The following is a 14,624-nucleotide window of genomic DNA, read 5'->3' on the forward strand; positions in this document are numbered from 1 at the left end:
ATAAAATGAACCCAACCAGTTGAGTTGCTTTTTCCATGGTAATCAAGAAGTGGTAAAATAGCTGCAACCACTCGGGCAACAAAAAAACCAACCACTTTTGCTCAAAAAGAAAAAGGCGAGGGGAGCGGGACAAGTGAGCAGCGAAGGGCCAAACGGCGCCAAGGCAACGCCAAAATACAAGCAGATTATCGCTTACATCAAAAGCAAAATCTCGTCAGGGGAATGGCCCATCGGCAGCAAAATTCCCAGCCAGCGCGTCCTGGCAGCTACTTTTGGGGTCAATCGCAGCACGGTCATCACGGCGCTGGAGGAGCTTGCTGCGGACGGCTTGATCGAGGGCAGGCTGGGGATGGGAACGGTGGTCGTCAACAATACGTGGACACTGCTCGCCACGACGCCTCCGCCGGATTGGGATCAGTACGTCAAGGCGGGCTTGCACAAGCCGAGCCAGACCGCTGTGCATCAGATCAACGAGGATGAATTTAACAGCGAACTGATTCAACTCAGCAAAGGGGAGCTGTCGCCGGAGATTTTCCCACTGGAAGGGATGAAGCAGGTGATGGAGCGGGTGACGCAGCGGCTGTCACGCTTTGGCTACGAGGAGCCGAGAGGGTATTTGCCGCTGCGCGAAGCGGTGAGCGAATACGTGAAAAGGTTGGGCATCCAGGCGTCCGCCTCGTCTATTTTGATCGTCTCGGGAGCTTTGCAGGCGCTCCAGTTAATATCTGTCGGGTTGTTGCATCGCGGCTCGACGGTCTATCTGGAGCAGCCTTCCTATTTGAACTCTTTGCACGTGTTTCAATCGGCGGGCATGAAGCTGTCCGGTCTGCGGATGGATCAGGAAGGGCTTGTCCCGGACGGGCTTGCACCGGGGAACAGGCAAGGGAGCGGGGCGATTCTCTACACGAATCCGTGCTTTCACAACCCGACAGGCATCCTGATGACAGAACGCCGCCGCCGCGAGTTGCTGCGGGTGTGCGAGCAAGAACGGTTGCCAGTCATCGAGGATGATATATACCGCGAGCTGTGGACGACAGAACCGCCACCACCGCCGCTCAAGGCCAGAGATCGCCACGGACACGTCCTGTACCTCGGCAGCCTGTCCAAGTCGCTGACGCCTGGTTTGCGCATTGGCTGGGTAGTTGGCCCGGAGCCTGTCATTGCCAGGCTCGCCGATCTGAAAATGCAGACAGATTACGGGGCAAGCTCGCTGTCGCAGCGGGTGGCAGCGGAGTGGCTGGCAAGCGGCATGTACGAGCAGCAGATGAACGAGGTTCGCTGGCAGCTGCTCATGCGCCAGGAGGCAGCCGTCCACGCGCTGAACATGTACATGAACGGGCTGGCAAGCTGGGAAGTGCCCGCGGGCGGCTTTTTTATCTGGCTGAAAATCAATGGCAAGCTGTCCATGACGGAGCTGTTTACCGCGGCGCAGCGCCAAGGGTTGCTGATTAATCCGGGCTATATATACGGCGAGACGCAAGGAGGGTACGTGCGCCTGTCCCATGCCTACGCTTCGGTGGCAGAGCTGCACACCGGGATCGAGCGTCTCGGCAAGATTGTCGCTGCGCTTTTGCAGAAATAAAGGAGGGCGAGCGGGGCGGGGGAGTAGAGTAGCTCCTGTTCCGGTAACGGCGGCAACGGGTTCGCTCGCTTGGCTTGGTGACAACGGGCTGTGTCTCGTTGGCAGGTTTGTGGTCAGGCCGAAGCGGCTTCATTGCCTGTATCACGGCTGCCAACTGGTTCGCCCGCCTGCCAGCGGCTGTAATGTCCCGCCAGCAGGTTTGTGGTCAAGGAGAAGCGGCTTCATTGCTTGTATAACGGCTGCCAACTGGTTCGCCAGCCTGCCAGCGGCTGTAATGTCTTGCCAGCAGGTTTGTGGTCAGGCCGAAGCGGCTTCATTGCTTGTAACAGCGGCGCTGGTTTGCTCGCCTGCCAGTGGCTATAATGTCGCGCCAGCAGCTTTTTGTTCAGGGAGAAAAGGTTCCATTGCTTGTCATTAATCTGCTAACCTGCCCACGTCACTAAACCTCCACAACAGCTTTTCGATCAGGGAAAAGCGGCTCCATTGCTTGTAACGCTGGCAATTAATTCGCAAGCCTGCCCACGTTCCCATGCCTCGCCAGCAGCTTTGCGGTCAGGCAGTAACAGCTCGATTGCCTGTAACGTCGGCAATCAATTTTGCTGTCGCAAGCCTGCCCACGCCTCTAAGCCCCGCCAGCAGCTTTGCAGTCAAACAGAAGCCGCTCTTGTTCCTGTAATGGCGGCACCAGATTCGCCGCCCCCTGACGACAACGAACTAAACCTCCCCAACAGCTTTGCGATCAGGCAAAAACGGCTCCATTGCCTGCACGTACTTTTGACTGTGCACGGCAAATTCGGCGGTCAAGGGGGAGATCGTCTGCCAGTCGCGCACCGCGAGAACGACCTCGCGCCGGATCGGCGGGTCGAGCGGAATGGCGACGACCTTGGGCAGAACAGCGGGCATATACAGCTCCGGCATGATCGTGACGCCGATGTACTCCTGAACCATGGTCAAAATCGTGTACACTTCCCGGACTTCAAACGTAATCGCGGGCGTAATCGCGTTTTCCTGCAACATCTTTTTGATACACCCGTCTTTTGGCATGATAAAACAGCGATCGGCAATCTCGTCGAAGCGCAAAGTCGCCCGATCTTTCAGCGGATGCGTATCAGGCAAAATCACCATCATTTCGTCCAACAGCAGCGGCATCGTTTGCAGCTCGCGGCCCGGAATCGCGGTAAAAGCGATGTCCACCACCGAGCTGCTCATCCATTTGTCGATCTCGTCGCTGTCGCCTTCGAGCAGCATGATCTCCACCGCCGGGAACCGTTTGCGAAAGCTCCCGAGAAGTCCCGGCAAAAAGCGCGAAGCGACGCTCGGAATCGAGGCGATGCGCAAAGTACCGGACGCAAGCCCCCTCGCCAGATTGGCCTCTTCCGTCATGCAAGCGGTAATCGTCAAAATGTCGCGGGCATGCTGCAGCATCCGTTCGCCGATGCTCGTCGGAGTGATGCCGCTGCGACTGCGCAGAAACAGGCAGACGCCGAGTTCTTTTTCCAACGCCTGAATCATTTGCGACACAGCCGATTGCGTAAAACCGATTTCTTCCGCAGCGCGAGTAAAGCTGCCTGCCTTAGCTGCGGCGACCAGTACCTGAAGCTGAGTGAGCGTCATCATGGCTCATTCCTTTTCCATTAGTAAAATCTTATGGAATGTATTATAAAGCATTGTTTTACTGATAGAAAACCTCCCCGTATAGTAAAAGACGTAGCAAGACCAACAACGATTTGAAAAACGGGGAGGATTTTGGCATGCATCCTGAATGGCAACGAATTGCGAATGAATTTATCCAGGCTACATCGTATCGGCTGGGTGATCTGGAAAAGGGCTGGGCCGCCCGCTACGACTTTTCCAAACGGCCGCCGACCTATTTACAGTATGAAGAGGCGTTTGTGCGCATTCCTTTGGGCGAGCCCGACTTTCCAAGCTCCGGTGATTCGGCTGATTTGTGGGAGCTTCTGCAAAATCGCCGCTCCAAACGCAACTTTTTGCCCCAGCCGCTCAGCCTGAACGAGCTGAACTTGCTGCTCTGGGGCACGCAAGGCATCACGGCAGACATGGGAGACTACCAGCTGCGCACGACTCCTTCGGCAGGCGCTTTGTATCTGATCGAGACGTTTTTGCTGATCAACCATGTCGAAGGTTTGGAAAAAGGCTTGTATCATCTCGACGTGAAAAATTGGTGCCTGGAAGGCTTGAAAAAACAAGACGTGTCTGAAGTAGCCTATCAGCTTACAGAGGAGCAGGAGATGACGCGGCGCGCAGCCGTCAATTTTGTCTGGACGGCCAAAGTGGATCGGGTGCGGCATAAATACAACGAACGGGCTTACCGCTACATTTGGTGGGACTCCGGCCACACCGCGCAGAACCTGCATCTGGCAGCAAACGCTTTGGGACTTGGGGTCAGCACGGTCGGCCACTGGATGGATCACGACATGAACGAATTTTTGGGAATCGATGGCACGGAGCATTTGTCCGTATTGATGGCGTCCGTCGGCAAAATCGCCGGAGGGCATTGGCTGGAGGAGCGGCGGCCGAAGTGATGGCGGAAAGCGGGATGGCTGAGGAGGCCATCCTTTTTTATTTACCGGGGAAACAAAAGAGAAAGACTGATTGAAGATAGATTCCGAATTATGGTATGTTTGATAAAAGATTGAATTTGGAAAAACATTTCTTGTTAGTCTATTTTTTTATATTGCTGAAGTTTTGGAGGCTATGAAAATGAACAAGTGGAACCATGTGATCTTTGAAAATTGCAGTGAAAAAATCACAATGGATGATATAAAAAAAGTTGAAGCTGCGCTAGGAGTAACTTTCCCCAAGGATTTTACAGAATGCATGCTGGAAAATAATGATGGTTCCCCAGTTCCTTGCGCGTTTGATTATGGCGAAGTGGAAGGGAAAGTGTTTCATACATTTTATAGCTTGAGTGATGCAGTTGGTCATTACTATATACTTGATGCATATAATGCCACCAAGAATTACTTGCCAGAAGGGGTCATTCCGATTGGTTACGATGCTGGCGGTGGTGATATCTGCTTTGACTATACGAATGGAACGCTTTCTGACCCGGTGGTCGTGTACGCTGACCATGAATTTTTGATCTCTGAATCAGATTTAGATGAATCGGATCTGCAAGAGAAAACATTAAATGAATGGCAAAGACAAGCGATCAGCCCACTGGCAGCGAGCTTCAGTGAATTTTTAGCTAAACTCTATAACTATACGATGAAGAATAGTTAACAGGCTGTGTAAGTTTCTTTATTTGCTCGCATACGTCAAACAGATAGAAAAAGCTTCATCCCAGACGCGAAACAAGAGGTGGTCAGGGTGAAGCTTTTTTCTCCTGCCCTACCAACCTTGCTTCCCGAAAAGCAAAGTGCAGCCAACATGCTTTTCCCCTTGCTTTTCTCCCAGCCAAACGATAACATATGATACTGATAACCATTATCAGGATATAATTATGTCCGTCCAAAGAAGGTGAACGATGTGTCCATTGCCAAAGTCATTCGCGAGCGCCGCTCGATTAAAAAGGCTTATAAACCGGATGCCGTACCCGAACAACTCGTACTGGAACTGTTGAATGATGCTGTATACGCACCGAATCACGGTTTGCGCGAGCCATGGCGCTTCTTGTTTGTGCCGACGGAGAACAAGGCCGCTTTTGTAGAGAAACTGATTACAGCCTATCCGGCCGAATCGCACGAGGCGCGCAGAGAAATGTACAACCAGCCGGCTGCTTACCTGATCGTCATTATGAAGGAAGACCCGCGCCAAAAACAGTGGGAGGAAGATTTCAGCGCCGTTTGCGCGTTGATTCAAAACTTTCAGCTGTTGGCCTGGGAGCGCGATTTGGGCGTTGTCTGGAAAACGAACGCGCACAACTGGGACCCGAAGGCTCACCAGCTGCTGGGCGTTGCGCCAGGCGAGAAAATCGTCGGCTTTTTGCACCTGGGCTTTTTCGACCAGGAAGACGTGCCGGAAGCTCGTCCGCGGACGAGAGCAGAAGAAAAGTTTACAAGATTTGAATAGCAGCAGCTATCTTCCTGTTCAGCAAAAGACGTGCAAAGCGAGGCCCACACAGGGTCTCGCTTTTTTGCATGCTGACGAAGCAGTCACCCTTCCCGCGAATATTCGGCAAAACTATCGCACAACGCTTGCCAGATCACGTCTACATCTTGGCCGACTGTTCGCCAGTTGCTGAAGGCGGCTCGAATTGCCGGGCTTCCTTGATAGTTCGTCGGGGTCATGAACACACGCCCATCCCGACTGAGCTGGCCGAGAAACCGAGTGATGTCATTCATAGTCAGTGATTCTTCCGCACGCGTTTTCCTTTTCAGCGAAAAGCACACGACATTCAGCCTGACGGGCGCGAGCAGTTCGAAGCTGTCGCTGCCCGCGATTTTTTCGCCCAACAGCCGGGCTACCTCGGCGTTTGACTCCACGATTTCTTTGTACCCAGCGCGTCCGTAAGCCTGCAAGCTGAACCAGGCGGGGAGGGCGCGGAAACGCCGGGAGTTTTCTGGAGTGAGATGAGCAAATTCGGGTTGGGCGATTGCGCTGCCCAAATACGCGGCGTTATTTTGGAAAACGTCTACCTGGAGCGACTTGTGCCGCGTGAACTGCATGGCGGAGTCGTACGGGACATTGAGCCATTTGTGCGCGTCGATGGTGATGGAGTCAGCGTGCTCCAAGCCGTTTACGAGGTGGCTGAAGCGAGGGGAGCATGCCGCGAACCCGCCAAAAGCAGCGTCGACATGCAGCCAGAAAGCATAGTCGCTTTTCAGCCGGGCGATGGCCGCAAGATCGTCGTAGTCGACCGTGTTGACGGTTCCGGCATTGGCTACGACCACGCACGGCTCGTTGCGATGTTCCTCCAAAAAAGCGCGCAGCGCAGCGATGTCGATTGCTTCCCGGTTCGGCTGGCACGGGATCAAGTGCATGCTTTTTCTGCCGATGCCGAGCATGGAGAGAGATTTATAGATGCTGGAATGCGGAGCGCCACTGGCGATTTTGAGCGGAGGCAACTGGTACAGGCCATCGTTTGCCACGTCCACCCCTTGCTTGCGGGCAGCCCACTGTCTGGCTTGGGCCAGACCAACGAAATTCGCCATCGTCGCGCCGCTGACAAATGCGCCGCTGAAATCGTCCGGGAGCAGGAACAGCTCTCTGAGCATGGCGATCGTCTCCAGCTCCACGTAACCTGCGATCGAATCGGAAATCCCGGACAGATTCTGGTCGTAGACGCTGACGAGCCAGTCGCCCGCGATGGAAGCCGGGGTCGCCCCGCCTGTGACGAATCCGAGGTAACGCGGCCCGGCACTTGCGCTCAACTTTTTCGCATACAGCTGCTGAAACCGTTCCAATGCCTGCAAGCCCCCGCGGCCATCTGACGGCAACGACTCCACCGCTTCCGTTTTCGCTTGCGCAGCGACTGGCCGCTCTTCCAGTCCGGCAAAAAACTGGAGCGATTCCTGCACCACCCGATTCAAAAGGGCCGCCAAATCCTGCTGATCTGCTTGCATTTTGCTGACCATTGCCATCCACTCCCTCATCTTTTCTTCCAGTAAAGCAAACCGTTGTTATAACAGTACAGCTTGTGGTAAAACAGTTGGTAAGAAAGAGGGGGAACGGATGCATATTTCATTGGACAAAACCGGGAAAGAATCGTTGACCGTCCAAATCGCCCAAGCCGTGATCGAACGGATCAGCTCTGGGATGTACGAGGCGGGCGAGCTGTTGCCGTCTGTGCGCAAGCTGGCAAAAGAAATCGGGGTCAGCGTGTTGACGGTCATTCGCGCCTATAAAATCGTCGAGGAAAAAGGCTATGCCGTGACGCTGCATGGCAAGGGAACATACGTCAGGCGGCTGGAAAAAGCGGCTCCACCCGCTGCCAGTCACGACTACGAGTGGCAAGAGTCGTATTACGATTACGTGGGAAGGTCGATTTTCGGGCAGCAGACGCCGCGCGGGAGCCGTCTGCTTTTTCCTTTTCACTCTGCGACCTTGTCAAAAGAAGAGCACCTTCCGCTCGAAGCGCTGCAAAAGGCAACCGCTTTGGCAGCGCGTGATCCGCATACTTTTGCCGAATATTCCTCTCCACTCGGCGATCTGCCGCTGCGCGAGCATTTGGCGCATGCTTTTCAGCAAAGAGGCATACGCGTTACGGAAAGCGAGCTGATGGTGACGACGGGCTGCCAGCAAGGGATTGACCTCGTGGCTCGCACCTTCGCAGGGCCGGGCGACATCGTCATGGTGGAATCTCCGACGTACCCTGCTGCTTTGGATGCGTTTCGCTCGCGCGGGGCGACGATTTTGCCGATTCCTTGCGACAGCAGCGGAATCCGCATCGATCTGCTGACACGGATGTTCGACCAGCGCCCGCCCAAGCTGATCTACGTGATTCCGACCGGGCAAAATCCAACCGGAAAAATCATGAGCGAGCAGACGCGGAGAAGTTTGCTTGCGCTGGCTGAAAGTTTTCACTGCCTGATCGTCGAGGATGATCCGTGGTCAGAGCTGCATTACACGGCAACCATACCGCCAAGCATTTGCAGCATGGATCAAAACGGGCATGTCATCTATTTGAAAGGCTACAGCAAAGTGATTGCGCCTGGCTTGCGCATCGGCTGTCTGGTTGCCAGAGGGTCTGTCTTTTTGCGGCTGGCCAATGTCAAAGCGATCGCCGATTTGGCGACGCCGCTGTTCAATCAGCGCAGCTTCTATCATTTGTTGCAAAACGTCTCAGACGAGCGTTACTTCGAGTCGGTTCGCGCCAAGATGAAGCGAAAAAAAGAGCGGGTGGACAAGCTTTTGCGGCAGCATGGCGGAGCTGCGCTGACATGGGAAGCGCCGCAGGCTGGCCCTAATTTTTGGCTGCAAACGAGTGCGAATACAGAGGCGCTGTCGCTTCTCGCCAAGCCGCACGGTCTGTCTTTTTTGCCGGGGGCAGCCTGTTTTACCGATTTGTCAGGAGGCGGGCACATCCGGATCGGCTTCGGCTCGGTCCCGGACGACAAGCTGGAGGAAGGCATTGCGCTTTTGTGCAGACTGATCGAAAAACAAGGAAAGGAACTGTACGAACCGGATGTGTTGTCATAAACCATCCTGCTCCTGGCAGTTCCTCTCTCCGGTCTTTTATTTAGGCTGATTGCTCAGATGCTCGTGAATCAGCTTCCAGTCGCCGTCTGCCGTCTTCGTAAACACGTTGGTGGCGCGGCCGCTTCCGGTGACGAACTGGCCGTTGTAGTAGCCCTCGTACTGGTACGTGTACAGACAGGTCGCACAATGCTGGTCTACCGCGATCCATTGCACATCGACAGCGGAATACACTTCTTCCTTGATCACATTCCAGGCATTCTCGAAGTAACGGCCGATTTCTTCAAGCGATGTGCAGGTCTTGTCCGAGAACCAGTAGACGGCATGTGGGTGCAAGACCTTTTCGACCTGGGAAAAGTCGTGTGTGTTCGTAGCAGCGATGTACTGTTCAAGCGCTTTTTGATAACCCATGGCGAAAATGACCTCCACAACAAAATTCAGGGAATTGTTCAACTATTATGTATTGTAGCGGATTTGGGAAAGGGGCACCAGCCCGCGAAAAAGCCACGAAAAAAAGCCCGCCCGATCTAGAAGGGGGCTATTCGGGCGGTAATGGAGGACGTAATGTCCATCGTAGGGTCTGACAATACCATCATAGATCGGACATGTTAAGGGAGAGTAGAGCCAGCATGAAGCATTTGTTAATTTTAGGCGAAAAGCGGGCGAGAAGGGCAAGCACCCGTTTTTTTTATTTTGCGAGTCAACTAGACAGGCATCCATGCGGACAGAGTTAGGTTGTCATAAGCTGAAAGGAAGCGCTGGCTTCTTTGCGAGTTTACGAGGCCAGTTTTGCTTGATGACGTGAGAAGAGAGGAGAGAAAAGCCATGGGATGCAGGCGCGGTGGTGGTTTCGGCTTCGGAGGTGGCGGGTTTTTTTGGATCATCCTCATCATTCTTCTGGTCACTTCTTTCTGGGATGACTAAGCACGGATAGACGTTAGCAAAAAAGACTCTGCCCGCTTTACTGCGCTGGCAGAGTCTTTTGCTTTACGCTTTCAGGTGCTGCAAAAACTGGCGAGTGCGCTCCTCGCGCGGCTGGGCGAACAGCTTGGCAGGAGTGTCGCGCTCCACGATTACGCCCTGATCCATGAAAATGACTTCGTCCGCCACCTCGCGGGCAAATCCCATCTCATGCGTGACGACGACCATCGTCATGCCTTCCTGGGCCAGCTCCTTCATGACCTTCAATACTTCGCCGACCAGCTCGGGATCGAGGGCGGAAGTCGGCTCGTCGAACAGCATGACTTGCGGGTCCATCGCCAGGGCGCGGGCGATTCCCACGCGCTGCTGCTGGCCGCCGGAGAGCTGCGCCGGGTAATGATCCAGCTTGTCTCCGAGACCTACTTTGGACAACAGCTTGGCTGCTTTCGCCCGCGCGCTGTCCTTGTCTGCCTTTTTGACAGTCACGGGGCCTTCCATGACGTTTTCCAGCGCGGTCATATGCGGGAATAGATTGTAGCTTTGAAACACCATGCCTGTCTGTTTGCGCAGTCGGGGGATGCTTGAACGATCAACCTTTTGCGAAAAGTCGAGCTTGACTTCGCCGATCTGCACGCTGCCGCTGGTCGGTACTTCCAGTGCGTTCAGGCAGCGCAGCAGCGTCGTTTTCCCGGAGCCGGAAGGGCCGATGATGACGACGACCTTGCCTTTTTCCACCGTCAGCGAAATTCCTTTTAACACTTGCAAGTTGTGAAACTGTTTATGCAAATCCGTGATGGTAATCATCTGCGTTCACCTGCTTTTTAGACGTAGCGGTCCAGCTTGTTTTCGATCCGGTCTTGAATAAAGGAAAGGACAAAGCAAATCATCCAGTAGATGAGCGCGGCTTCCGAGTAGACAAGCAACGGCTCATAGGTCGAGGCGACGATTTCCTGTGCTTTGCGAAACATCTCGGGAACGAGAATGGCCGCGGCGAGCGACGTATCCTTGACCAGACTGATAAACGAGTTGGACAGAGGGGGAACCGAAACGCGCGCTGCCTGCGGCAACACGACCCGGCGCAACGCTTGCCAGTACGTCATCCCGAGAGAGTAGGCGGCTTCCCACTGTCCTTTGTGAATGGACAGAATCGCGGCGCGCACGACCTCGGAGGAATAGGCGCCGACGCTGAGCGAGAAGCCGATGACGGCCGAAGGAAACGGATCGATCATGATTCCTACGCTCGGCAAACCGAAGAAAATGATGAAAAGCTGCACCAACAGCGGCGTTCCACGGATGAGCGATACATAAAAACGGGCAAGGCCAACCAGCGGCTTGATGCCGGACAGGCGGGCCAATGCGGTCAAAACAGCGAGAATCAGGCCAAAGAAAAAGGAAACGATGGCAAGCGTCAAAGAATAGAGCAAGGCTCCTTTCAGCAGAGGCAGAAAGGAGCTTTGCGCGATATCGATCCATCGGTTCAGGCGTTCCGGGTTGTCAAAGAAGTTACTTAGAAACATCTGCACCAAACCATTTCTCGGAAATTTTTGCGAGCGTACCGTCTTTCGTCATGTCATCCAGCGCTTTGTTGAACGCTTCAACCAGCTCTGCGCTGCCTTTGCGGAAGAGGAACCCGTTTGTCGCTACATTCGGATCTTTGGCGACGATTTTGATTGGCGTATCAGGCTTTTGCTTCAGGAAGTCCAGCAAGGAAAGACCGTCGTTGATCGTAATGTCGACGCGCTTGGAAGTCAAAAGGTCGATCGCCTGGTTGAAGCCCTCTACTCCGACGATTTCCGCTCCGTTTTTCTTCGCGATGTCGGTGAGGTTGCTCGTCAGCGTTTGCGCTGCTTTCAAGCCTTTAATATCTTCAAAGCCTTTTACCGTCGTGTTGTCCTTGTGAGTGACGAGCACTGCTGTCGATACGGTATACGGATTGGAGAAGTCGTATTTTTCCTGGCGGTCAGGGCGGATTCCGACCTGATTCGCTACGACATCAAAGCGCTTGGAATCCAGTCCCGCGAACATGGCGTCCCACTGTGTCTCCTGGAACACTGGCTCAACGCCAAGGCGCTTGGCGACTTCGGTTACGACTTCGACGTCATATCCGGTCAGCTTGCCGGATTGATCGTGAAAGGTGAAGGGGGAGTACGTGCCCTCGGTACCAATCAAAATTTTTCCGTCCGCTTTGACTTTTTCCAGCAAGTTTTGCTCTTTTTTCTCTTCGCTGGCAGCTGGAGCAGGCGAAGCGTTGTTTTGTGGCGCCTGAGAGGAAGAGGAGCCGCAACCGGCCAAGGCGACCAGCAAAGCAGAAGTGAGAACGGAAAACAATAGTTTTTTCATAAATGAAACCCCCACTAAACCGATATGATTTTTGTTAGGAACATACTAAAAGGGACAGACAATTTTGTCAATGAATGTTTACTTCGTGATATCTTCGCTGAACCATTTTTCCGAAATCGCCTTCAACGTGCCGTCTTTTTTCATCTCATCCAGCACCTTGTCAATCTCGGCGACCAGTTCTGTGCTGCCTTTGCGGAACAGGAAGGCGGTTGGCTGGCCTTTGTCGTTTTTAGTGACGATTTGGATTGGCGTATCCGGTTTTTGCTTCAAAAAGTCGAGCACGGACAAGTTGTCGTTGATAGCGACATCGACGCGTTTTTGCGCGATCAGGTCAATCGCCTGGTTGAAGTTGTCGACAGCGACGATCTCTGCCCCGTTCGAGCGGGCGAGGTCTGCGTAGTTGCTGGTCATGGACTGCCCGGCTTTCAAGCCTTTGATGTCTGCAAAACTTTTTAGCGTCGTATTGTCTTTGTGCGCGACGAGAACAGCGCGCGAGATCGTGTACGGCTGGGAAAAATCGTATTTTTCCTGACGGTCAGGGCGTATCCCTACCTGGTTGGCAACCACGTCAAAGCGCTTGGAATCCAGACCCGCAAACATGGCGTCCCATTGCGTTTCCTGGAAAACAGGCTCTACACCGAGCCGTTTGGCAACCTCGCTTACGACCTCCACGTCGTATCCGGTCAGTTTGCCGGACTGATCGTGGTATGTAAACGGCGAGTAAGTGCCTTCTGTCCCGATGACGAGCTTTTTCTCCGCTTTTACTTTTTCCAGCAAGCTTTGCGAAGCAGCTGGCGGTGTAGCGCTATCGGTTTGGGAAGGGGCGCCAGAGCTGCTGCAACCAACGATTCCTACCAACAGACAAGAGAGCAAAGTAGAGAAAACGACTTTTTTCATGATGATTAAATCCCCTTTATGCTGATCGAATTTCATGGATTCATAGTAGTAGCCTCATCGGTCTTTGTCAATCATAAAAATATTTATTCCGATTTGTTTACTATGAATTTCTTGGTCTGCAAACGGTTCCTTTCTCAGGATTCTCCAATTGCCCTATCGCTATGTGCAGGAGCGTCAGAGGGCTTGCAAGTAGTGGTTGAGGTTGTGGGGGCAGATAGCGTACAATAAGTACGACCTTGGGCGTTTGCCCATTTTTTCGGACGAAACATCTTGATGCTTTGGGACAAAGACAACCATGAATGGATAAAAGGAGTCAATCAGCATGTTAAACGACTGGCGTATGTATACGGATGGCAGTGGAACGGAGCAGAAGCATGTAGCCTGGCACGAAGTATTGAAGGAAATCGCGCAGTTGAATGGCGAGAATCGCACGCTGGTGCATGCCGCATACGGTGACCACGTGGATTTGGTGGTGGCTGGCGGCAACAACGGCAAAGTGCTTGTCCAGTGGAAAGAGCACGAGCCAGGCGAGCAGCATTTTGTGCTGACGAATGGCGAGCAGAACGCGGTGATGGCATCGCTCGTGATTGAAGGCAGCGAAGCGGTGTTCCCGCTCTCCTGGTGCGTTCCGCTCGAACAAGCTGTTCCGCTTTGCGGGGATGTTTTGCGGACATGCGATAAAGGCGAGCCGGCAAATTTGCAATGGCTCCCGATCGAAATGTAAGCGGGGGACGGTGCGATGGAATTTCAGACGTTGCAGCAATCCGTACTCATCATGGCCGTCATCATCGGCATTGGTAGCCTGATCGGTTACCGACAGCCGTTGACGGCCGATTCGCGGCAGCTCGTCATTACGATCATTATCAACGTGGCGATGCCGTGCATCATTTTGGACGGGATTTTTCAAACCCAGATCGATAACCAGCTTTTGGTGCAAATTTTTGCAATATTCGTCATTTCGATTGTGTTGAACTGTTTGGGCATCCTGCTCGGCTGGGCAGGAGCGAGGACATTGCCGTTGCCTGCCAAAAAGCGCAGGGAAATCGCGATCTTGTCTGGCCTCGGCAACACGGGCTTTATCGGTCTGCCGCTGTGCGCAGCGCTGTTCGGGCCAAAAGGTGCGCTCCTGGCTGCCATTTTTGACGCTGGCGTCGACGTCGTGCTGTGGACAGTCGGGGTCATGATGCTCCAGGAAAAAGGCTCGTTTTCGCTCAAAGGGCTGAAAACGCTGATCAACATCCCGATGATTGCCATCGTGTTCGGGCTTGGTTCCGCGCTGATCGGCTTTGCCCCGCCTGAGCCAGTCAAGCACCTGTTTGGCACGCTGGCCAAACTGGCTTCGCCGCTCGCCATGATGTATATCGGGATGTTGCTCCCGCTGTTTTTGCGCAGCAAGCCGCAAGTATCATTGCCGCTGCTTGGCATGCCGCTTGCTTTCAAGCTGTTTGTCTTTCCGCTTTTGACGGCGCTGCTGCTCTCCGTGTTTTCGCTGGACAGCGATATCGTCAGTGTGACATTGGTACAGGTGGCCATGCCGACTTTGACGCTCGCCTCGATTTTGTTTGGACGCTACAAGGCAGATGAGGAAATGGGCGCGATGACGACCGTCTTTTCGACGTTGCTGGCGCTTTTGACGATTCCGGCTGTTGTGCTGATGAGCAACTGGCTGTTGCACTAATTTGTTTTTTCCATGGACAACCGGTCTGCTTTCTGGTCAGGCCGGTTGTTCTTTTTGTGGCAAGAGCACTGAAACGAATAAGACCTGAGGTAAGTCTAACAAGATAGA

14 protein-coding genes are annotated in these 14,624 nt (G+C 53.7%); 7 read left to right on the forward strand and 7 right to left on the reverse strand.

Features of this window, described 5'->3' with window-relative positions; all coding sequences use genetic code 11:
* Positions 1-133: 133 nt before the first annotated feature.
* Positions 134-1,582, forward strand: coding sequence for an aminotransferase-like domain-containing protein (locus EDM60_RS10220; protein WP_233454148.1), 1,449 nt, complete (start codon positions 134-136; stop codon positions 1,580-1,582).
* Between the two features lie 714 nt (positions 1,583-2,296).
* Here the strand turns inward: EDM60_RS10220 and EDM60_RS10225 are convergent.
* The gene (locus EDM60_RS10225) at positions 2,297-3,199 is read right to left on the reverse strand and encodes a LysR family transcriptional regulator (RefSeq protein ID WP_229049725.1); all 903 of its coding nucleotides are present in this window, start codon (positions 3,197-3,199) and stop codon (positions 2,297-2,299) included.
* Between the two features lie 134 nt (positions 3,200-3,333).
* Here EDM60_RS10225 and EDM60_RS10230 point away from each other — a divergent pair, with 134 nt between their 5' ends.
* The 3 genes from EDM60_RS10230 (at position 3,334) to EDM60_RS10240 (ending at position 5,614) form a co-directional block, all read left to right on the forward strand.
* Positions 3,334-4,125 carry a SagB/ThcOx family dehydrogenase gene (locus EDM60_RS10230; RefSeq protein ID WP_122963890.1) on the forward strand — a complete coding sequence of 264 codons (792 nt, stop codon included), beginning with the start codon at positions 3,334-3,336 and terminating at the stop codon, positions 4,123-4,125.
* A 178-nt stretch (positions 4,126-4,303) separates the two neighbouring features.
* Positions 4,304-4,825, forward strand: coding sequence for an SMI1/KNR4 family protein (locus EDM60_RS10235; RefSeq protein ID WP_122963891.1), 522 nt, complete (start codon positions 4,304-4,306; stop codon positions 4,823-4,825).
* A gap of 246 nt (positions 4,826-5,071) precedes the next feature.
* On the forward strand, positions 5,072-5,614 hold the full coding sequence (locus tag EDM60_RS10240) for a nitroreductase family protein (RefSeq protein WP_122963892.1): 543 nt from the start codon (positions 5,072-5,074) through the stop codon (positions 5,612-5,614).
* 83 nt (positions 5,615-5,697) lie between these two features.
* Here the strand turns inward: EDM60_RS10240 and EDM60_RS10245 are convergent, their stop codons facing one another.
* Positions 5,698-7,125 carry a pyridoxal phosphate-dependent decarboxylase family protein gene (locus tag EDM60_RS10245; protein ID WP_233454149.1) on the reverse strand — a complete coding sequence of 476 codons (1,428 nt, stop codon included), beginning with the start codon at positions 7,123-7,125 and terminating at the stop codon, positions 5,698-5,700.
* Between the two features lie 91 nt (positions 7,126-7,216).
* On the opposite strand from EDM60_RS10245, the gene EDM60_RS10250 reads away from it, so the two are divergent.
* Positions 7,217-8,683: an aminotransferase-like domain-containing protein gene (locus tag EDM60_RS10250; RefSeq protein ID WP_122963893.1), complete on the forward strand. Its 1,467-nt coding sequence runs from the start codon at positions 7,217-7,219 to the stop codon at positions 8,681-8,683.
* 36 nt (positions 8,684-8,719) lie between these two features.
* On the opposite strand, the gene EDM60_RS10255 is transcribed toward EDM60_RS10250, so the two are convergent.
* The 5 genes from EDM60_RS10255 to EDM60_RS10275 form a co-directional block, all read right to left on the reverse strand.
* A complete protein-coding gene (locus tag EDM60_RS10255) occupies positions 8,720-9,091 on the reverse strand; it encodes a YybH family protein (RefSeq protein WP_122963894.1) in 372 nt (123 codons plus the stop codon).
* A 576-nt stretch (positions 9,092-9,667) separates the two neighbouring features.
* Entirely contained in the window at positions 9,668-10,405 is a 738-nt protein-coding gene (locus EDM60_RS10260) for an amino acid ABC transporter ATP-binding protein (protein WP_122963895.1), read from the reverse strand.
* 17 nt (positions 10,406-10,422) lie between these two features.
* Entirely contained in the window at positions 10,423-11,118 is a 696-nt protein-coding gene (locus tag EDM60_RS10265; RefSeq protein WP_122963896.1) for an amino acid ABC transporter permease, read from the reverse strand.
* On the reverse strand, positions 11,105-11,941 hold the full coding sequence (locus EDM60_RS10270; RefSeq protein WP_122963897.1) for an amino acid ABC transporter substrate-binding protein: 837 nt from the start codon (positions 11,939-11,941) through the stop codon (positions 11,105-11,107). The genes EDM60_RS10265 and EDM60_RS10270 overlap by 14 nt, the downstream gene beginning before the upstream one ends.
* Before the next feature lie 78 nt (positions 11,942-12,019).
* A complete protein-coding gene (locus EDM60_RS10275; RefSeq protein ID WP_122963898.1) occupies positions 12,020-12,838 on the reverse strand; it encodes an amino acid ABC transporter substrate-binding protein in 819 nt (272 codons plus the stop codon).
* A 322-nt stretch (positions 12,839-13,160) separates the two neighbouring features.
* Here EDM60_RS10275 and EDM60_RS10280 point away from each other — a divergent pair, with 322 nt between their 5' ends.
* The gene (locus tag EDM60_RS10280) at positions 13,161-13,562 is read left to right on the forward strand and encodes a hypothetical protein (protein WP_122963899.1); all 402 of its coding nucleotides are present in this window, start codon (positions 13,161-13,163) and stop codon (positions 13,560-13,562) included.
* A gap of 15 nt (positions 13,563-13,577) precedes the next feature.
* Positions 13,578-14,516, forward strand: a complete 939-nt coding sequence (locus EDM60_RS10285; RefSeq protein ID WP_122963900.1) for an AEC family transporter — start codon at positions 13,578-13,580, stop codon at positions 14,514-14,516.
* The last annotated feature ends 108 nt before the right edge of the window (positions 14,517-14,624 follow it).

It is taken from the genome of Brevibacillus parabrevis, assembly GCF_003710905.1.
GTDB lineage: Bacteria > Bacillota > Bacilli > Brevibacillales > Brevibacillaceae > Brevibacillus > Brevibacillus parabrevis.